General features: G+C 32.0%; 21 protein-coding genes. 14 read left to right on the top strand and 7 right to left on the bottom strand.

Translation table 11 applies throughout. From position 1 onward, the window contains the following. Positions 1–90: 90 nt before the first annotated feature. Both KO504_RS05995 and KO504_RS06000 read left to right on the top strand, forming a co-directional pair. The gene (locus tag KO504_RS05995) at positions 91–2,043 is read left to right on the top strand and encodes a DUF349 domain-containing protein (RefSeq protein ID WP_215925418.1); all 1,953 of its coding nucleotides are present in this window, start codon (positions 91–93) and stop codon (positions 2,041–2,043) included. A 160-nt stretch (positions 2,044–2,203) separates the two neighbouring features. Further along, positions 2,204–3,079 carry a T9SS type A sorting domain-containing protein gene (locus tag KO504_RS06000; RefSeq protein WP_215925419.1) on the top strand — a complete coding sequence of 292 codons (876 nt, stop codon included), beginning with the start codon at positions 2,204–2,206 and terminating at the stop codon, positions 3,077–3,079. A 373-nt stretch (positions 3,080–3,452) separates the two neighbouring features. Here the strand turns inward: KO504_RS06000 and mazG are convergent, their stop codons facing one another. From mazG to ruvX, 4 genes are all read right to left on the bottom strand, one after another. Further along, complete coding sequence (mazG, locus tag KO504_RS06005; protein WP_215925420.1) at positions 3,453–4,226, bottom strand: nucleoside triphosphate pyrophosphohydrolase; 774 nt, start codon at positions 4,224–4,226, stop codon at positions 3,453–3,455. Between the two features lie 2 nt (positions 4,227–4,228). Further along, on the bottom strand, positions 4,229–4,660 hold the full coding sequence (locus tag KO504_RS06010) for a DUF5606 family protein (protein ID WP_215925421.1): 432 nt from the start codon (positions 4,658–4,660) through the stop codon (positions 4,229–4,231). A 10-nt stretch (positions 4,661–4,670) separates the two neighbouring features. Further along, complete coding sequence (gene def / locus KO504_RS06015) at positions 4,671–5,261, bottom strand: peptide deformylase (protein WP_215925422.1); 591 nt, start codon at positions 5,259–5,261, stop codon at positions 4,671–4,673. 130 nt (positions 5,262–5,391) lie between these two features. Continuing rightward, positions 5,392–5,802, bottom strand: coding sequence for a Holliday junction resolvase RuvX (gene ruvX / locus KO504_RS06020; protein ID WP_215925423.1), 411 nt, complete (start codon positions 5,800–5,802; stop codon positions 5,392–5,394). Positions 5,803–6,264: 462 nt separating this feature from the next. Here ruvX and KO504_RS06025 point away from each other — a divergent pair, with 462 nt between their 5' ends. Next, positions 6,265–7,080, top strand: a complete 816-nt coding sequence (locus tag KO504_RS06025; protein WP_215925424.1) for a 2,3,4,5-tetrahydropyridine-2,6-dicarboxylate N-succinyltransferase — start codon at positions 6,265–6,267, stop codon at positions 7,078–7,080. An 88-nt stretch (positions 7,081–7,168) separates the two neighbouring features. Continuing rightward, a complete protein-coding gene (locus KO504_RS06030) occupies positions 7,169–8,236 on the top strand; it encodes a glycosyltransferase family 9 protein (RefSeq protein WP_215925425.1) in 1,068 nt (355 codons plus the stop codon). On the opposite strand, the gene KO504_RS06035 is transcribed toward KO504_RS06030, so the two are convergent. Next, the gene (locus KO504_RS06035) at positions 8,233–9,054 is read right to left on the bottom strand and encodes a glycosyltransferase family 2 protein (RefSeq protein WP_215925426.1); all 822 of its coding nucleotides are present in this window, start codon (positions 9,052–9,054) and stop codon (positions 8,233–8,235) included. The two genes, KO504_RS06030 and KO504_RS06035, sit on opposite strands and share 4 nt — an antisense overlap. A 3-nt stretch (positions 9,055–9,057) precedes the next feature. Beyond that, a complete protein-coding gene (locus KO504_RS06040; protein WP_215925427.1) occupies positions 9,058–9,882 on the bottom strand; it encodes a glycosyltransferase family 2 protein in 825 nt (274 codons plus the stop codon). Between the two features lie 40 nt (positions 9,883–9,922). Here KO504_RS06040 and KO504_RS06045 point away from each other — a divergent pair, with 40 nt between their 5' ends. Next, complete coding sequence (locus KO504_RS06045) at positions 9,923–10,681, top strand: glycosyltransferase family 2 protein (protein WP_215925428.1); 759 nt, start codon at positions 9,923–9,925, stop codon at positions 10,679–10,681. On the opposite strand, the gene KO504_RS06050 is transcribed toward KO504_RS06045, so the two are convergent. After that, positions 10,678–11,451 carry a lipopolysaccharide kinase InaA family protein gene (locus KO504_RS06050; protein WP_215925429.1) on the bottom strand — a complete coding sequence of 258 codons (774 nt, stop codon included), beginning with the start codon at positions 11,449–11,451 and terminating at the stop codon, positions 10,678–10,680. The two genes, KO504_RS06045 and KO504_RS06050, sit on opposite strands and share 4 nt — an antisense overlap. Before the next feature lie 130 nt (positions 11,452–11,581). Here KO504_RS06050 and KO504_RS06055 point away from each other — a divergent pair, with 130 nt between their 5' ends. From KO504_RS06055 to KO504_RS06095, 9 genes are all read left to right on the top strand, one after another. Then, a complete protein-coding gene (locus tag KO504_RS06055) occupies positions 11,582–12,433 on the top strand; it encodes a glycosyltransferase (RefSeq protein ID WP_215925430.1) in 852 nt (283 codons plus the stop codon). Between the two features lie 42 nt (positions 12,434–12,475). Then, positions 12,476–13,582, top strand: a complete 1,107-nt coding sequence (locus KO504_RS06060; RefSeq protein ID WP_215925431.1) for a glycosyltransferase family 4 protein — start codon at positions 12,476–12,478, stop codon at positions 13,580–13,582. A 2-nt stretch (positions 13,583–13,584) separates the two neighbouring features. After that, positions 13,585–14,760 (top strand): glycosyltransferase family 4 protein, encoded by a 1,176-nt coding sequence (locus tag KO504_RS06065; RefSeq protein ID WP_215925432.1) that lies wholly within the window; start codon positions 13,585–13,587, stop codon positions 14,758–14,760. A 58-nt stretch (positions 14,761–14,818) separates the two neighbouring features. Next, positions 14,819–16,033: a UDP-N-acetylglucosamine 4,6-dehydratase gene (locus tag KO504_RS06070; RefSeq protein WP_215925433.1), complete on the top strand. Its 1,215-nt coding sequence runs from the start codon at positions 14,819–14,821 to the stop codon at positions 16,031–16,033. Positions 16,034–16,036: 3 nt separating this feature from the next. Further along, positions 16,037–16,741, top strand: a complete 705-nt coding sequence (locus tag KO504_RS06075) for a nucleotidyltransferase family protein (protein ID WP_215925434.1) — start codon at positions 16,037–16,039, stop codon at positions 16,739–16,741. 1 nt (position 16,742) lies between these two features. Next, entirely contained in the window at positions 16,743–17,426 is a 684-nt protein-coding gene (locus KO504_RS06080; RefSeq protein ID WP_215925435.1) for a cytidylyltransferase domain-containing protein, read from the top strand. 125 nt (positions 17,427–17,551) lie between these two features. Further along, the gene (locus KO504_RS06085) at positions 17,552–18,976 is read left to right on the top strand and encodes a CCA tRNA nucleotidyltransferase (protein ID WP_215925436.1); all 1,425 of its coding nucleotides are present in this window, start codon (positions 17,552–17,554) and stop codon (positions 18,974–18,976) included. A 50-nt stretch (positions 18,977–19,026) separates the two neighbouring features. Further along, positions 19,027–20,052: a COX15/CtaA family protein gene (locus KO504_RS06090; protein ID WP_215925437.1), complete on the top strand. Its 1,026-nt coding sequence runs from the start codon at positions 19,027–19,029 to the stop codon at positions 20,050–20,052. 25 nt (positions 20,053–20,077) lie between these two features. Then, positions 20,078–20,599: a plasmid pRiA4b ORF-3 family protein gene (locus tag KO504_RS06095; RefSeq protein WP_215925438.1), complete on the top strand. Its 522-nt coding sequence runs from the start codon at positions 20,078–20,080 to the stop codon at positions 20,597–20,599. The last annotated feature ends 10 nt before the right edge of the window (positions 20,600–20,609 follow it).

Below are 20,609 nucleotides of genomic sequence, written 5' to 3' on the forward strand. Positions count from 1 at the left end.
ACGCTCAATAATATAACTACAATCAGCAAATCCCTTTGTAATTCAGCTACTAGTTAGTATCTTTAACCTCCTATATAAAAAATTTGACACATGTCTGAGAATGATAACCTGCAAGAAGCAGATGGAAAAAAAGAAGTAGTATCTAACGAAACTACTCCAACACAAGAAACAACTTCTAACGTTGAAACAGAAATAACCTCAACTGACGAGGCACTAGAAGTTGAAACAAAAACGGATTCAACCAAAGACAATCACGTTGAAGAAATAGAAGCTTCAAATGCTGAAGATGCCGAAGACGAATCTAATGCAGAACGTCATGAAGTTGAAGAAAAAGATTATCATGCCATGACTATGGATGAGCTGACAACCGAAATCAGCAGACTCCTAAAAAATCATAAAATTCAGACCATTTCAAAGCACGTTAATGAAATTAAAACTGAATTCAATGCTAAATTCAGTGAACTTTTAGACGAGAAAAAAGAAGAGTTTATTGCAGAAGGTGGTAATGAAATAGATTTCTATTATACCAACGACACAAAAAAACGTTTCAATTCACTTTATAAAGAATACAAACAAACAATAAATGCCTATTATAAGGAGCGTGAGCAAAACCTCAAGCAAAACCTAGATGATAGACTACAAATTATAGAAGACATAAAAGGCTTGCTTAGTGTTGAAGAAAACATGGGCACAACCTATAAACATTTTAAAGAATTACAAGAAAAATGGCGTAATGCTGGTCCAATTCCTAGAGATAAATACAATAACGCTTGGAATACTTACCATCATCATGTAGAACGTTTCTATGACTTTCTACACCTCAATAATGATTTGAGAGATATGGACTTTAAGCACAACTATGATCAAAAATTAAAAATCATAGAACGTGCTGAAGAATTAGCACAAGACGAAAACACCAATCGTTCATTTAGAGAATTACAAGTCTTACATAAATTATGGAAAGAAGAGCTTGGACCTGTTAGTAAAGAACACAGAGAAGCTATTTGGGAACGTTTCAGTAATGCCACAAAAGCCATACACGATAAGCGTCAAGCTTATTATGCTGATATGGATAAAGCCCACGAAAAAAATCTTGAACGCAAAGAAGAAATTATAGCACTAATAGTAAAAATTGCTGAAGACAAAGGTAATTCTCATAGTGCGTGGCAGAAAAAAATTAAAGACATTGAAGTTTTAAGAGATGCTTTTTTTAAAGCTGGAAAAGTACCACTAAAAGTAAACGAACAAACTTGGGCAAAGTTTAAAGATGCTGTAAGAACTTTTAATCGTGGTAAAAATAACTTCTACAAAGAGTTAAAGAAAGATCAATACGATAACCTTAAAAAGAAAAAGGATTTAATTCAAATTGCAGAAGAGCATAAAGACAGTGACGACTTTAAAACGGTAACTCCATTGATGAAGAAAATTCAGAATGAATGGAAAAAAATAGGTCATGTCCCAAGAAAAGATAGCGATAAAATTTGGAAGCAGTTTAAAGGAGCTTGTAACCATTATTTTGACAGAATGCATGCAGAGCGTAAAGCACAAGACCAACACTTATATGATGCTTTCGACAAAAAAGTTAAGCTTCTAGATGCTTTAAAAACCTTAGAGCTTACAGATGACCCTAAAGCCGATATTGACGTTTTAAAAGCTAAAATTTCTGAATGGAAAGAAATTGGTCATGTACCACAAACCAAACGTTACATTGATGGTAAATTCTACAAAGCAATAGATGATGCTTTTGATAAGCTAAAAATGGATAAGTCTAAATTAGACATGATTAAGTTTGAAAGCAAGCTTGAAAACTTAGCAAATCCTGATGATACAAGATTACTTGATAACGAATACAACTTTATCAAAAAACGAATGAGCGAGATAAAATCTGAAATTAATCAATTGGAAAATAATTTACAGTTTTTCTCTAATGTAAAATCAGATAACCCATTAGTTAAAGATGTGCATAAGAACATTGCAAACCACAAGAAAGAATTAGACACTTGGAAAGCTAAGCTGACTAAAGTTCGTGGGATGTATAGTTAAAATCACAATTAACATAAACAGAGCGCTTCAACTTATGACCGTTGATTTTGTCATGAGCCAGAAGCTTTTGCTTTAATGCTAAAGTAAAAAGTAGTGCTGTAATTTTTTTATAGCATAGTCCATTAAAAAGAAAAACTAAATATTAACACCCAGAAAAATTATGAGAAAATTATTACCCTTTTTACTATTATGCTTACCTACCGTAGTATTATCACAAGTTGCGTTAAATCAAGTTGATGACTTTGAAGACTACACAATGGGCAATTGGACAAAAAACAGTTCCATACCAAATGAAAACATTTACAACGGAGGACCTTTAGGTGACGATGATAATTTTTTACGTGTCACGTCTAGTGGCTCTGGTACAGACCTCGAATTAATGACTAAAAACACTGCGCAGTGGCAGGGCAATTACTATCAAGGTAATCTTTCAAGTCGCGTAAAATATATATCAATGGATGTTAGAAACTCTGGTTCTAATGTTATTTTTTTGAGACTTTCTTTTCAAACTGATTATGGTCTTATTTATCGTTGTAGTACTACTAATGCTATAGCTGTTTTACCAAACGAAGGATGGAAACGCATTTCATTTTCTATACTTGAAGAAAACATAACAGCACTCTCAGACACCTTCAGTTATGCGGTTACTTTCGGGAGTGGAAGTCAAGGAGTTGAAGAAATGAGAATATTACACAATGCTGTTCCTTCGTGGGAATCAGAACCTATAGATGCCATATTAGATATTGATAATATTATGGCTGAAGATCAAACGTTAAGCACACCAACTTTTGAAATAAAGCCTGAATTAAAATTATTTCCTAACCCAACGAGTGATGCTATTACTGTTACTAGTAACGAAAACGTTACGGAAGACATTACCTATGGTATTATTGATTTATTAGGAAGAACGGTAAAACAAGGGCGTTCTAAATTAAATCAGGAAATAAACATCCAAGATTTAAATAGTGGTAATTATATAGTTGAAATTAAAAATGCCAATGGAGGTATCTTTAGAGAAAAACTAATAAAAAATTAGTAGGCATTCTCAGTATCTATATGTTAAAACTAAAGTCGACATATATCTGACAAAACCGAATGTTGACCAAAACCCATAAAATATCAAAACCCATCTGTCTCTACAGATGGGTTTTGCCCTAACTAAACTAAATTAACCTTAATTATAACCGCTTAAAATAATAATTAAGATCTCCTACTAAGATTATAAAAACGTTTTTTGTTTTTATATAAAGTATTTACGCACAGAAATTAGTTTTGGATGTTTCTATTTTAAATTTTTAGAAAATTTTATGATTTAGATAGTAAGACACAGTATTTTACTGTTTTAGACGGCGTAAACAGAGGCTAAACGTCTCTAATTTGTTACAGGAATTCTTAAATTATCAGGAATTTTATAACAGTTTTGCCTCTTCCCAAAACACATCCATTTCAGAAAGTGTCATGTCTTTTAAAGACTTACCTAAGGCTTTGGCTTTGCTTTCTAGATATTGAAAGCGTTTAATGAATTTTTTATTAGTGCGCTCCAAAGCATTTTCAGGATTTACGTTAAGGAAACGTGCGTAATTTATCATTGAAAACATAACGTCTCCAAACTCACTTTCAATAGCATCCTGATCGCCTTTTAAAATTTCAACTTTTAGTTCGGCTAGCTCCTCTTCTACTTTTTCAAAGACTTGTTCAGGTGTTTCCCAATCAAATCCTACTCCTGCAACTTTATCTTGTATCCGACTTGCTTTTACCATAGCTGGTAAACTTTTTGGGACACCTTCAAGCACACTTGTTTTGCCTTCTTTAAGCTTTAATTGTTCCCAATTACGTTTTACTTCTTCTTCATCTTTTACAACCACATCACCATATATATGAGGATGACGATCTATAAGCTTATCACAAATACTATGACAAACATCAGCAATATCAAAGGTATTGGTTTCACTCCCTATTTTAGAATAAAACACAATATGAAGTAAAACATCGCCCAATTCTTTTTTAACCTCTTCTAAGTCGTTATCAAGAATAGCATCGCCAAGCTCATAAACTTCTTCGATAGTTAAATGACGTAAAGATTCCATGGTTTGCTTCTTATCCCAAGGACATTGCTCTCGCAACTCGTCCATGATATGTAACAAACGTTCAAAGGCTTTTAATTGAGCTGTTTTATCAGGCATGTTTATTCTTCTTCCTCAGAAGTATCGTTGTTGGTTTTAGATTCTTCAAGCGCATCTAAAAGATCATTCTTTTGAAGTAAATTATACCACTGTACTACTTTTTTTATGTCAGAAGGATACACACGATCTTCATCATAATCTGGCAATACTTCAAAGAAAAATTCTTCTAAAACATCTTTTCCATCTTTATGACTGATAGATGTTGGCTGTCCATTCTCTTTGTCTTTTACTTTTTTAAGCACATCTTTTAAAGGCACTTCTTCTGCTAGCGTATAAATTGCAATTTCACTAAGAATGCTAATATTACTATGTGCACCAACTGTGATCCTTTTTTTGTCTATTAAAGATTCTACAACAGCACCTGTTCTAGTCTGTGTTACGATTTGGTATAAACCTGGTTTTCCAGAAATGGATAAAATTTTGTCTAAGCTCATATATATTGTATTAACGTTTCTTGCTCATTGCAGGAAAACGCATTCTGTAATCAATTTTAATTTTACCTTTTGAAATATTAGTCAATCTCCCTTTTATTAAACGCTTTTTAAATGACGACAATTTATCAGTAAACAAAACACCTTCAATATGATCATATTCGTGTTGAATTACTCTTGCAATTAAACCGTCGTACGTTTCAACATGAGTATCAAAATTCTCATCTTGATATTGAATTTTAATCTTAGGTTTTCTAAAAACATCTTCTCTTACATCTGGAATACTTAAACAGCCTTCGTTAAAAGCCCATTCCTCTCCTTCTTCTTCTAGAATCTGAGCATTTATAAATGTTTTTTTGAAACCTTTAAGTTGTTCTTGCTCTTCTTCTGAAAGACTGTCGTCGTCAGCAAAGGGACTCGCATCAACTAAAAACATACGAATAGCTAATCCTATTTGAGGTGCCGCTAAACCAACACCATACGCACCATACATGGTTTCGTACATGTTTTCAATTAGCTCATTTAGCTTTGGATAATCTTTATCAATGGTTTTTGCTTTTTTCTTTAAAACAGCATCTCCATAGGCAACGATTGGTAAAATCATAATTCGTTTATTTTCGAGTGCAAAAGTATCAATTTTAAAGAATATAATTTCAAATTTCAAAAACTAAATTCCCAGAGACGTTCTCGCCAAGTAGCAAAGACTCAAATTTTCAACACTTTACATTTATTTACTAAATACTAGAAAGGTAACTCTGCAAAATAAGTGTTGCACTAATCTCATCAATTAAGGCTTTATTTTGTCGCTGCTTTTTCTTCAACCCACTATCAATCATCGTTTGAAAAGCCATTTTAGATGTAAAACGCTCATCAACTCGATCTACAGGAATTTCAGGAATGCTTTTACTTAATTTTTCTAAAAACTTCTGAATATAAACTTCACTTTCTGAAGCTGTATTATCCATTTGCTTAGGTAAGCCAACTACAAATCTCTCAACTTTTTCAGTAGAAACATAATGTTTTAAAAATTGTAGTAACTCCTTAGTATCAACTGTGGTTAAACCAGAAGCAATAATTTGCATTTCGTCTGTAACCGCTAAACCTGTTCGTTTTGTACCAAAATCAATGGCTAAAATTCTTCCCATAACTGCAAAGATACAGTAATTAAAAAACGCTTCCTTAAAAAAAGAAGCGTTTCCATAGATAACCAATCTAATCAAACCAATGTTATGATTTTATTCCCTCAAAAAATAAATCACTTTATCAATGTATACATAAGACACTTCATTTTTACTTAAGTCACATATATCTTCCTAAAAAAAAGAAAACCCCTTAAATTACGGGGAAAGGGGTTTTCTATACTAGCTATTAATTAAATTATCAGATAAAAGTTATAAAATAAATTACCCTTCATTTAATATTCTATAAGACACTTGTATTTTGAATAGGTCACATTTATTAAAAAAATATTTTTTGATGGATGTTTATGGACTTATCTTTGAACTTAATTTTTTCTACAGAAATGAGCATGTATAAGCTTAATTATCATGATAAATAATAAATAGCCAACAGCATGTGACTTTAATAAAACAATAAAATAGATACATATGAAACAACTACAATCTGTAATAGAAAATGCTTGGGACGATCGTTCTCTCTTAACTAACAACGTTACTATTGAAGCGATAAAAAGCGTCGTAGATCTTGTTGATGCGGGCACCTTACGTGTCGCAGAACCAACTGATGATGGATGGCAAGTAAACGAATGGGTAAAAAAAGCAGTTGTTTTATATTTTCCAATTCAGAAAATGGAAACATTTGAAGTTGGAATTTTTGAATATCATGATAAAATTCCACTAAAACGTGGTTATGCCGAAAAAGGAATTAGAGTTGTACCACATGCCGTAGCTAGACATGGAGCTTACATTTCTTCTGGTACTATTTTAATGCCAAGTTATGTAAATATTGGTGCTTATGTTGATGAAGGTACTATGGTAGATACATGGGCAACGGTTGGTAGTTGTGCACAAATTGGTAAAAACGTTCACCTTTCTGGTGGTGTTGGTATTGGTGGTGTGTTAGAGCCTTTACAAGCTGCTCCTGTTATTATTGAAGATGGTGCGTTTATTGGTTCTCGTTGTATTGTTGTTGAAGGCGTACGTGTAGAAAAAGAAGCTGTTTTAGGTGCTAATGTAGTATTAACAATGAGTACAAAAATTATAGATGTAACTGGTGATGAGCCTATAGAAACTAAAGGTGTTGTTCCTGCACGCTCTGTAGTTATTCCTGGCAGCTACACCAAAAAATTTGCTGCTGGCCAATACCAAGTTCCTTGTGCTTTAATAATTGGTAAGCGTAAAGAGAGTACAAATAAGAAAACATCTTTAAATGACGCTTTACGTGAGTATGATGTAGCTGTTTAACTGGTTATATGAGCTCTAAAAAAAATAAACCTATAACAATCCAACTGAGAGCTATTGATTTTCAGTTGGATTTCTTGTAACTTGAAGAATGAAAATTTTAGTTATTCAACAAAAAATGATTGGTGATGTTTTGGCTACAAGTATTTTATTTGAAGCTATAAAACATAAATATCCTAAAGCAGAATTACACTATGTGATTAATTCGCACACTTTTCCTGTGGTTAAAAACAATCCTTTTATTGATTATTTTCATTTTTTCACTCCGGAACACGAAAAGAGTAAATTCCAACTTTATAAATTTGCTAAAGATTTAAACAAACAAAATTTTGATGTCGTTATTGATGTTTACTCTAAATTATCGAGTAAACTCATGACTTTTTTATCTAAAGCAAAAACTAAAATCTCTATCGATAAAGGGAAAAAATCGTTTATCTATACTCACACCTTTAAACATAAAAGCAAAGCACATACAAATGCTGGTCTAGCGATTGAAAATCGTTTACAACTGTTAAAACCTTTAGACATTAATGCTTTAAAAATTGTACGACCAAAAATACATCTCACAGAAGATGAAAAAAATAACGCTAAACAATTTTTAGAATCTAGGGCTATTGATTTGGAAAACCCCCTATTTATGATTGGTGTCTTAGGTAGCGGCCACAACAAAACCTACCCTTTTGAATATATGGCAAAGGTGATTGACCAAATCGTATTAGAACAACCCACTAGTCAGATTTTATTCAATTACATTCCAAAACAGGAAGCAGATGCTAAAGCTATTTTAGAATTATGCTCGCCAGAAACTCAAAAACATATTTATTTTGATGTCTTTGGAAAATCTTTAAGAGATTTTTTGGCTATAACCTCGCATTGTGACGCCTTAATTGGCAATGAAGGCGGAGCCATAAATATGGCAAAAGCACTTTATATTCCAACATTTACCATATTCTCACCTTGGATTAAGAAAGAGGCTTGGAATATGTTTGACGACAATATAAAATACGTTTCTGTTCATCTTAAAGATTATGACAATAAACCATATCTAAATATTGAACACCCTAAAGTATTAAAATCAAAAGCTACAGAATTGTATTTAGATTTTAAGCCCGCTTTTTTTGAAAGTAATTTAAAGGCTTTTTTAAAACGGTTGCACTAATCTTTTTTAATTCCGAATGGTGTCCATTTTAAATTTTCTTTTTTCACTTTAGCTCTAATTGCTAAATTTCGATCTAAAGATTCTTGTGTCTTATAGCCTCTAGCATGATCTAAATGTAAAACGATTGCTTTATAACGTATTTGCTTCGTCTTCATTCCAAAATTCACTAAGCGCTCTCCCAATTCTCTGTCTGGCCCACCATATTGCATACGCTCATCGTAACCATTAATGGCAATTAAATCTGATTTCCAAGCAGAAGAATTACAGTTATTAAAGGTCGCTCCTGTTGGAGTTACCACGTCTAAAAAGCTAGCTAACCCGTCTTTAACCGATAATTTCAGAGTGTTTTTACTCCCTAATTCACCTTTAGATTTTAACCATTTGACATCAAAACAATTGTGAGACGTAATATCATTTTCAGAAATGGTTTCACTTAAATCCATATTAAGCTTACAGTAACCACCAGATAAGAAATACCCTTTTTCAGCAAATCTAGCATGCGTTTCTACAAAATCCTTACGCGGAATACAATCTCCATCAGTGAATAAAATATATTCATTTTTAGCCATAACAATGGCTTCATTCAATATTTTTTGACGTCTATACCCTTTATCTTCATGCCAAGCATGTGTTATATTTACGGGATAATTTGCTTTAAATCTATCGATTAGATCTTTGGTTTCACTGGTAGAACCATCGTCTGCAATAATGATATCAAAATCTTTATAAGTCTGAACGCTATAACCGTAAAGGACTTTCTCTAACCAATCTATTTTATTATAGGTTGCAATAATCACTGTTATTTTAGGTAGTGCCATTGTCTATGTTTTTTTAATACCAAAACTGGTATAGGTTACTTTCTTTTGTTTTGTTTCTTTCCTTATTTGTTCATTCAAAGCTCTTGCTTCTTCATTTTTATAAGGCCTCTCATGATGCAAATGTACACAAATAGTACTGTAACGTACTTGTATAAACCTAACACCATTATTCATCATCCGTTCACCTACTTCTCTATCTTCTCCTCCGTATTGCATACGTTCATCAAAACCATTAACAGCTAAAATGTCAGATTTAAAACAAGAGACATTCATACCATCAAAAGTGGCTTTAGTTGGTGTTATTTTATTTAAAATGTTTGCTTTAGATTTAGACTTAGTTAATTTGTTGAATTTAAAACTTTTAGGTTGTCCTTCAGCAATTAACCAATCTTTATCAAAACACTTTTGCGTAGAAATAATAGTCTTAGTTATGGCATTTGAAATAGACGCTACCAATTTAAAATAGCCACCTGAAAGGGCATAGTTAGGTCTGCGTAATCTAAGATGTGTTTCTACAAAATCTTGCCTAGCAATACAATCTCCATCCGTAAAAATAAGATAGTCTGAGTGTGATGCTACAATCGCTTTATTCAAAATTTTTGTTTTCTGAAAACCATTATCTTCATGCCAAACATGAGTGATTTTTAATTCTGTCTCTGAAGAACATTTATCTATTACAGCTTTTGTTCGCTCATCAGAACCATCATCTGCGATGATAATTTCAAAATTATTTTCCGTTTGAATACTATAACTATACAATACCAGAGCTAACCATTCTGGTTGATTGTAGGTACTAATAATTACAGATGCTTGTGAATTAGATTGCATAGCACAAAAATACTATTTTTACAACTGAGAAATTAATACAATGTTAAAACTATCTGGAGTCATTATTACGTATAACGAAGAACGCAACATTGAGCAATGTTTGCAGTCTTTAGTAGGTGTTGTTGATGAAATTGTGGTGGTAGATTCTTTTTCTACAGATAACACCAAGGCTATTTGCAAACAGTTTAACGTAGTTTTTATTGAACAAAAATTCTTAGGCTATATAGAACAAAAGAATTTTGCTTTATCTCAAGCAAATTATGATTATGTGGTCTCTTTAGATGGAGATGAAGCCTTATCTGAACCCCTTCAAAAATCGATTATAAATCTAAAATCGAACTGGAAATTTGACGGTTATTATGCCAATCGTTTTAATAATTTCTGCGGACAATGGATTAAACATTCGGATTGGTACCCAAATAAAAAACTTAGGATTTTTGATAGAAGAAAAGCGGAATGGCAAGGCATTAATCCGCACGATAATGTGCAACTTTTTGATACCAACGCTAAAACAGGCCACTTAAAAGGTGATATTTTACACAAAACATATCAAACGTATTCCGAGTTTAATCAAAAAACAGAATACTTCTCAACGATTGCAGCTAAAGCTTATATGGATAAAGGAAAAAAAGCTCCTCTTTGGAAAATTATATGCAATCCTACTTGGGCCTTTTTTAAATCTTATGTTCTAAGATTAGGTTTTTTAGATGGGTTTAATGGATTTGTTATTTGTGTACAAACCGCAAATATTACATTTTTAAAGTATTCTAAATTGCGTGAGTTAGATAAAAAACCCTAACGTTTTTTCTTTCTCCAGAAATAATACTTTCGTTTAAACGCTTCTTTCTTTTTAAAACTTGATGAAAATTTTTGAGAGAAGATATACATACGTTCTCTAACTTCATCATGCGGCTTCCCGATTAACTTAGCATATTCATCGCTAATAATATCCAGCATATAATCCTTAGGAGATAAGCGTGCAAAATTTGCTAATCGTTCATCATAACTCAAGGTTTTAAAATCCATTCGATTAAGGTCTACCAAATAAAATTTATAAACTCCATCTTCTTTTTTTATCAATGTGTTACCTGGCGAATGATCTAAAAAATGAATACCATTTTCGTGCAACCTGTAAGTGAATTGTGTAAACTGCCTTAAAATATTATCATAATCATCACATTCTGGCTCATCAATAAGCTTTCGTATTGTAAAATCGTATGTTAATTGCTTACTGATATAATAACTACTACCAAAAGTAAATGCCGACTTATATTCAACAAAAGCTTCTGGTGATGGGGTTAAAATACCTGCTTTAAGCAAACGTGTTGCATATAAGAACGAACGCTCTGCTTTACTTTTTCTAAAAAATTTATAGACAATTTTATTAACTAAATTAGGGACTTTAAATTCTTTTATATTGTAGCGTTCTCCACCAATAGTCAGTATTTTTATAACATTCCTATAACCATTACCAATCATTTCACCTTGCTGGTCAAAATTTTTAATGGCACTCATTAACTGATCTTTAGTTAGTGCAGAATTATCATGAATTTTTACAGTTACTGACATATAAATAATAGTAATCTTTGACTGCAAAAGTAGGTATTTAATTCTTTGGACAAAAGATTAAAAGCCGCTTCAATTATAGCTGAAAGACTTCCAAATATTTCTGTAAATTTGTGTCATCTAATAATCTCCTATGTTTAAACACTATCTCATCACTCGCTTTAATCTCAAAAATAAAAATTGGGACGTTACAAAGAATAACGAAACATTATTAACTAGAGAGTGGATGACACATAGAATTGGTTTGTTTAGTAATTTCTGTTTACCCTCAGTTGCTAGCCAAACCAATACAGATTTCCAATGGTTGTTATTTTTTGACACGACAACCGATGCCGATTTTAAAACAGAAATTGAAGCGCTTTTAAAACCTTATCCACATTTTAAGGCTTTTTACATTGATGGCATGGACGCTTTTCATTCGTCTATTAAATCATATATAGCAGAAGACAGCAAAGACAGTCCTTATATTATTACATCGCGAATTGATAACGACGATTGTATTCGTAAAGACTATATAGCAACAATTCAACAGCAATTTAAATCGCAGGATTTTATGGCTATTGATATTTTAAAAGGCTACTCGCTACAAGTTTCACCAGATATTATGCTAGGAAAGAAAGAGCATATTTTTAATCCTTTTATAAGCCTGATTGAAAAAAACGACACACCAAAAACAGTATGGTTTAGTGACCATAATATGTGGAAAAAAGAATCGAGACGTGTTGAAATAGCCAATCAACGCTTATGGATGTCTATTATTCACGAAAAAAATAAAGTCAACGAGTTTGATGGTTATGACAACGTAAGTTGGGATGCCATAAAAACCGACTTTATTGTTTCTGATAAAATTAACACAAAGGTTTCAAAACACATCATTCCTCATAAAGAATGGCGCTATTTAAGTTTTAAAAATAAACTTTATGTCAACTATGTCTTAATGAGTAAGAAATTAAAAAAAGCCGTAGGACTTTATAAAATTAAGTAAGCTTATAATTCCTATTTTTACCAAAAATCAAACTTCTCTTAAATGCGATTAATACAATTTACAGCTTCAAATGGTTGGCGTGGACACGAACAAAAAATCATTTATTTATATGAAGCTTTTAAAGCGGAAGGCTATGTTGAAGACCAATGGATTGTTTGTCCTATAGATTCAGAATTGTATCGCATTGCAACAGAAAAAGGCATGCAAGTGATTCCGTTTGAATACAAATCGGAATACAGTTTATCTTATGCTAAGGCATTTAAAAAACTCGCCAAAGAGAAGAAAGCATCTGTTATTTTTATTCATAGTAGTAAAGCACATACTTTAGCTGTACTATCGCATTTTATTTATGGCATGAAAGTGCCTTTAGTGCTTTGTAGAACACTTATAAAACGTGTAGATACTAACTTTTTTAGAAAGTGGAAATACAACTACAAAGGGATTAAAAAAATTATATGTGTGTCGCAACCTGTAGTTGAATCTTTAAAGTTTGCTGTAAAAGACCATAGCCGATTTACCGTTATAGGAAGTGTGACTGACATTAATAAATTTAAAAAACAAGCTCCTACAGGAATGCTGCATAAAGAATTTAAAATTCCTGAAGATTACAAACTCATAGGAAATATTGCAGAGTTCACAGGTTTTAAAGACCATTATACTTGGGTTGATACGGTTGAAATTTTAGTAAAAGAAAATAAAATTAAAGCCAAATATATCTTAGTTGGAAAAGGTAGTATGGAACAAGATATACGCAATTATGTTAATGAAAAAGGGTTAACAGAACATATTATCTTTACAGGTTTTAGACGTGATGTTCCAGAACTATTACCTGAGCTTGATTTATTTCTATTTACATCTAATAATGAACCTACAGGTGGTGTGTTATTAGAATCCTATGCCTGCAAAGTACCTATTGTTGCTGCTGATGCAGGTGGCATATCAGAAGTTATTGTAGATGGCGAAACTGGCCTTTTGGCAAAAGTTGGTAATGCAACCGATTTTGCTAAAAAAGTAACGATATTAATGCATGATAAAGCGCTTCAAGATAAATTTACAACCAATGGATACCAATACCTTTTAGATAATTTTACTAAATCGGTAATTTCTAAAAAGATGTTTGACGAATTGGTTAAACATGAATTAAAATAAATATGAAAATTCTATTTTTTACTAACGAGTATTCGCATCCTGAGTTACCAGCAAATGGAGGGGTTGGCACATTTTTTAAAACTATTTCTAAAGAGTTAGTGGATAAAGGACACCAAGTACATATATACGGGTTTTCTAAAAAAAAATATGATTTAAACGATGGTAATATTAAGATTAAATTCTTTAAACAATACTCTAAAACCAAACCTTTATCAGAACTGATGCGCTCTTTAAGCTCAAGTTTAAACCAGCCTTCGGTAACTGAATATTGGTTAAAAAAGGAACGTCTTTTTTTAATGAAAAAATTAAAATCTTATGCCTTAAAAAACAACATCGACATTATTCAATCATTTACCTTTAATGGTTTTACGGCATATTGGGACAATAGTATACCTCTTGTTACAAGATTTCATGGCTCTAGAGGCTTTTGGCATTATTATCTCGGTAAAAAAAATGAAACATTAAAAATTAAAATGGAAAAAAAAGCACTTTTAGCAACACCATACTCAGTTGCCAATAGTTCTTTTTCTAAAAAATTCATAAAAAACTATTACGACGTTGATGTCGATGCTGTAATTCCTAACGGAATTGACACTAATCATTTTTCTCCAAAAAACGTAGTCAACATACCTAAATCATTGTTTTATATAGGAACGCTCTCAGAAGCTAAGGGAGTGAAAGATTTGGCTAAAATATTTAATGCTATAATAAAAGAAGAGCCCAATGCTACCCTACACCTCATTGGAAGAGGAGAAAAATATTGGGAATATTTAAAAGCCGAAGTGTTTTCTGAACAAGCTCTAAAAAACACTACATATCATAGTCACATTACATTCTCTAAAATTCCAATAAAATTATCAGAAGCCTCGATCATCGCGGTTCCATCTAAAGGGGAAACCTTTGGTTTTACAATTATTGAAGCCATGGCTTTAGAAAAAGTAACGATTGTTTCTAATATTCCAGTTGCTAAAGAAATCATTAACCATGGCAAAGATGGCTTTATAGCAAAAAATAACGACGACTTTAAAAATTTAGTTTTAGAGGTTTTTAAAAATCCTCAAGACTATAAAACTTTAGAAAAACAAGCACGCCAAAAAGTGCTTTCTTTGTATACTAAAGAGAAAATGACAGCAGACACATTATCTTATTATAATGAAATTTTGAGTAAAAAAAACTGATTAATATTAACACAGTAGTTTATGATAATACAAGACATATAATTTATCTTTAACTTGAATGAACCACAATCCATACATAAAATCAAACCTATTGTATCTCATTGGAAGAGAGCATCAATTGTTTGAAAAAGAGATTCACACTTACCATAACGAATTAAATACAATCATTTCATCCTCTAAATTTCTAGTCCTTGGTGGAGCAGGCACTATTGGTCTAGCAGTGACCAAAGAAATTTTTAAACGCAATCCTAAAAAACTTCATGTTGTAGATATTAGTGAGAATAACTTGGTAGAATTGGTAAGAGATATTAGAAGTTCTTTTGGCTATAGCAATGGAGATTTTAAAACTTTTGCTTTAGATATTGGTTCTATTGAATACGATGCATTTATAGCTTCAGACGGTAATTATGATTATGTTCTAAATCTTTCTGCCTTAAAACATGTAAGAAGCGAAGAAGATCCATTTACATTAATGCGCATGGTTAATGTTAACATCTTAAACACCGAAAAAACAGTTCAACAATGCATTGAAAATAATGTAAAAAAATATTTTTGCGTATCTACAGATAAAGCCTCAGATCCTGTAAACATGATGGGAGCATCTAAACGCATTATGGAACTTTTTTTAATGGAAAAAAGTAAAAAAATTAATATTTCTACAGCACGTTTTGCAAATGTTGCTTTTTCTGATGGGTCTTTATTACATAGCTTTGAGCAACGCTTTAAACAACAGCAACCCATAGTTGCTCCAAACGATATTGAAAGGTACTTTATTACACCAAAAGAATCTGGAGAACTCTGTTTAATGTCCTGTATATTTGGAGAGAATAATGATATTTTTTTTCCTAAACTGAATACAAACCTACAACTTGTTAGTTTTGCTAATATTGCTGTAAAATATATTAAACACTTAGGTTACGAACCTTATCTATGTAAAGATGAAAATGAAGCTAGACAACTAGCAAAAACCCTACCTCAAACCGGAAAATGGCCTTGCTTATTTACTAAAACAGACACGACTGGCGAAAAAGATTTTGAAGTGTTTTTTACAGAAAATGAAACCTTAGACATAGAACGTTATAATGCTATTGGAATTATAAAAAACAAGCCCAACACAAATACTAAAGATCAACACAAATTATTTTCTAATGAAATAAATAACCTAAGAGCAAAAAAATCTTGGACAAAGGCAGATATAACTCAATTATTTCATAAAATATTACCGAACTTTAACCACAAAGAAACTGGTAAATATTTAGATCATAAAATGTAGCTGATGCTTAATAAAATAGATGTTGTAATTATGGCTGGTGGCAAAGGCAAACGTTTAATGCCATTAACAGCAAACACACCAAAGCCTCTTTTAAAAGTAGGTAACAAACCCATAATTGAGTACAATACAGACCTTCTTGCTTCATACGGAATTAAACACATTAATATAACTGTTAATTATTTAAGTGATCAAATTATCGCTTATTTTCAAAAGAATAATCCGCATCAAATTGATTTCAATTTTATAAAAGAACCCAAGTTTTTAGGAACTATTGGAGCATTAAAACTAAACAAAAACTTAAAAAAAGATTACATATTAGTGATGAATGCAGATTTGCTCACTAATGCAAATTTTGAAGCTATTTTTAATAATTTTATTTCAAAAAAAGGGGATGCTTTAATAGCAACTATACCTTATAAAGTAAATATCCCACATGGTGTTGTAGAAACCAAAGCGGGTTATGTTACCGACTTAAAAGAAAAACCCTCTTATACTTATTACTCTAATGCTGGTATTTATATGTTTAAAAAAGAATGTTTAAATTTTATTCCTGAAAATATTTTTTTCGATGCCACTGATTTAATTGAGGTTTTACTATCTAAGAATAAAAAAATCATCAATTATCCAATTTTAACATACTGGTTAGACATTGGCAAACCTGAAGATTTTGAAAAAGCACAAGAAGACATAAAACACATAAAATTGTAATATGAATTATCTCGTTGTAATAACAGCTCGTGGCGGAAGCAAAGGCATTCCTAAAAAAAACATTAAACTTTTAAACGGTAAACCTTTAATTCAGTATAGTATTGATATTGCTAAAAAAATTGCAGATAAAAAAGACATTTGTTTTACAACCGACAACGATGAAATTATTGAGGTTGCCCAAAAGCTTGGTTTAGAAATTCCGTTTAAACGCCCAGCAGAATTAGCAACTGACACCTCCAATTCTCAAGATGTTATTTTACATGGTTTAGAAGCCTACGAAAAACTAAATAATAAAACTTACGATGCTATTGTACTCTTACAACCAACCTCGCCGTTTAGAACTTTAGAGCAAGTTCAAGACTGTATAAACCGCTATGATAATTCTATAGACATGGTTGTATCTGCAAAGCAAGCATCTGCAAATCCTTATTATAATTTATACGAAGAAAACAATGGTTTTTTAAAGCCCTCAAAAGAAGGAAACTATACCAGACGACAAGATTGCCCTGATGTTTGGGAACTAAATGGAGCCATCTATGTTATCAACTCAACAGCTTTGAGAACACAAAAAATAAAAGCATTTAGTAAAGTTAAAAAATATATCATGTCTGAAGAAACTTCTATTGATATTGACACTCCTTTAGATTGGAAAATCGCAGAATTCTATCTTCAAGATTCCAAATAAATATTACACCTTAAAAAGCTTAGTTTTCATTTTTAAAGGTTAGTGCTGTGTCGTATCTTTGCACAGCAAAAAAAACAGATATGTCTTCAATCTATTTATAGAATTTCTGTTGTTTCAATTAGCTTATGAACCACAAACAAGCGTTAACGCACAATATTTTTAAGTACATTTCAAAATCTGCTAAAGAATTACAGGTAGAAAGTTATGTTATAGGTGGTTTTGTTCGCGATTATCTCCTAGACCGTGGTGATGCTAAAGATATTGATGTCGTAGCTGTTGGAAGTGGTATTGAATTGGCAAAACAAGTAGCAAAAAACCTACCTAACCAACCTAAAGTTCAGGTTTTTAAAACCTACGGAACAGCGATGTTACGTTTTGACGATATTGAAATTGAATTTGTTGGTGCTCGGAAAGAAAGCTATAATGAAGACAGCAGAAATCCAATTGTTGAAAATGGTACTTTAGAAGACGACCAAAATAGACGCGATTTTACGATTAATGCGTTAGCTTTAAGTTTAAATGAAAACAATTTTGGCGAGCTTTTGGATCCGTTTAATGGCCTTGAAGATTTAGATGAAGGTATTATTCGGACACCCTTAGAACCTAACATTACCTACAGCGACGACCCATTACGTATGATGCGTGCTATTCGTTTTGCAACGCAACTAAATTTTAAAATTGAAGATGCCTCTCTTAAAGCAATTACCGATAATAAAGAGCGTATAAAAATTATTACCAAAGAACGTATTGTTGTTGAACTCAATAAAATTCTAGAAAGTAAAACTCCGTCTATTGGTTTTATTCATTTAGAAAAAACAGGCCTTTTACAATATATTCTTCCTGAACTAACAGCACTTAAAGGTATTGATGAAATTGAAGGTCAACGTCATAAAGATAATTTTTATCACACCTTAGAAGTTGTAGATAATATCGCTAGAACTACAGACAACTTATGGTTACGTTGGGCTGCGTTATTACACGATATAGGAAAAGCACCAACTAAGAAATTTCACAAAAAAATTGGGTGGACGTTTCATGCGCACGAATTTGTAGGCTCTAAAATGGTTTATAAACTCTTTAAGCGACTAAAAATGCCCTTGAATGATAAAATGAAATTTGTTCAGAAAATGGTATTTATGAGTTCGCGACCAATTGTATTAGCTTCAGATGTAACCGATTCTGCCGTTAGACGTTTGGTGTTCGATGCAGGTGACTATGTTGAAGACTTAATGACACTTTGTGAAGCTGATATCACAACAAAAAATCCTAAAAAGTTTAAAAAATATCACAACAACTTTCAGAAGGTAAGAGATAAAATTATTGAAGTAGAGGAACGCGATCAGGTCAGAAATTTTCAACCACCAGTCTCTGGAGAAGAAATTATGAAAACCTTTAATTTAAAACCGTCTAGAGAAATTGGAATAATTAAAGAAGCAATAAAGGAAGCCATTTTAGAAGGAGAAATTCCTAATGAACATGATGCCGCTTTTGAGTTGATGTTGGCGAAAGGTAAAAAACTAGGACTTGAAGCAGTAAGCAGTAAGCAGTAAGCAGTAAGCAGTAAGCAGTAAGCAGTAAAATAATATTAATTCTTGTATTTATGGCTCATCAAACAAAAGGAAACAAAGCAGTTATATATTGGTTATTGACAGGTTGTGTTTTAATCTTTATCATGGTGATTGTTGGTGGTATCACTAGACTGACACATTCGGGCTTATCTATTTCAAACTACAAATTAATTTCTGGTACTATACCTCCAATGAATGAAGTAGAATGGAATGAAGCCTTTGAACTTTACAAACAATACCCTGAATATCAAAAATTACATAACCACTTTGGTTTAGAAGAATTTAAAGACATTTACTTCTGGGAATGGATTCATAGAGTTATTGGACGTTTTATTGGTTTGGTTTTTATCATTCCTTTTATTTATTTCTTAATTAAAAAACGCCTTTCAAAATCCACTATAAAAAAATCCGTAATACTTCTTATTTTAGGAGGTTTTCAAGGTTTTCTAGGCTGGTATATGGTAAAATCTGGTTTAGTAGACGAGCCTAACGTCAGTCATTTTAGATTAGCGGCACACTTAACCACAGCATTTTTAACCTTTGCTTACACCTTTTGGGTGGCTTTAGATCTCATGTTCCCTGACAAGAAAGTCATTGATAAAAAATTTAGAAATTTTATAAGAATTGGTTTAGCCGTTCTTATACTTCAAATTATTTATGGAGCTTTTGTGGCAGGTTTAGATGCCGGATGGATTCATAACCACTGGCCATTAATGAGTGAAGGTAAATGGATTCACGAAACCGTTTTTATTGAACAAACCCCAACTTACCTCAACTTTTTAGAAGGTAAAAGTGGAGTTCAGTTTGTACACAGAACTCTAGCGTATGTTGTGGTAATATTTATTTTAGCTATTTGGTATAAAGCTAATCGTATGCAATTAACCACATGGCAAACAAAAGGTGTTAATACGCTTTTAGTAATGGTTGGTGTTCAGTTTTTACTAGGTGTTTTTACATTAATATTAGCCGTTCCTGTATGGCTAGGTGTCTTACATCAAGTAGGTGCATTTATTTTGTTAAGTGCTATGACATTTACCTTACATCGCTTTACGAAATAATTAAAAAATGATTTAACTTTGCAGCATGATTTATAGATTTAGAATTATACTAGATAACGATACCGAAGATGATGTATTCCGCGATATAGAAATCCGCGAAACGGATACCATGGAAGATTTGCATAATGTTATTACACAATCTTTTGGATTTGACGGTATGGAAATGGCTTCATTTTATATGAGTGATGAGCAGTGGAATCAAGGAGAAGAAATTGCGATGATGGATATGAGTGAAGCTGGTAACGAAGTAAAAATGATGAGTACCACCATCATTAAAGATATGATTCATGAAGCATCTACACGCTTAATCTATCTCTACGATTTTATGAATATGTGGACATTCTATGTAGAATTAGGTGAAATTGTTGAAGAAGCAGAAGGAACAGACTACCCAAACTTAATGTATGTTCATGGCCAAATTCCAGATCAAGCACCTGAGAAAACATTTAAAGCCGATGAAGATGAAGATGACCTTTACAATGAGTTTGAAGACGACTTAGATCCTAATGATTACGATAATTTGAATTTTGATGAAAATTGGAATTAAAAAGCTGGTA

Origin of the sequence: Winogradskyella psychrotolerans, from assembly GCF_018860565.1 — a bacterium.
GTDB lineage: Bacteria > Bacteroidota > Bacteroidia > Flavobacteriales > Flavobacteriaceae > Winogradskyella > Winogradskyella damuponensis.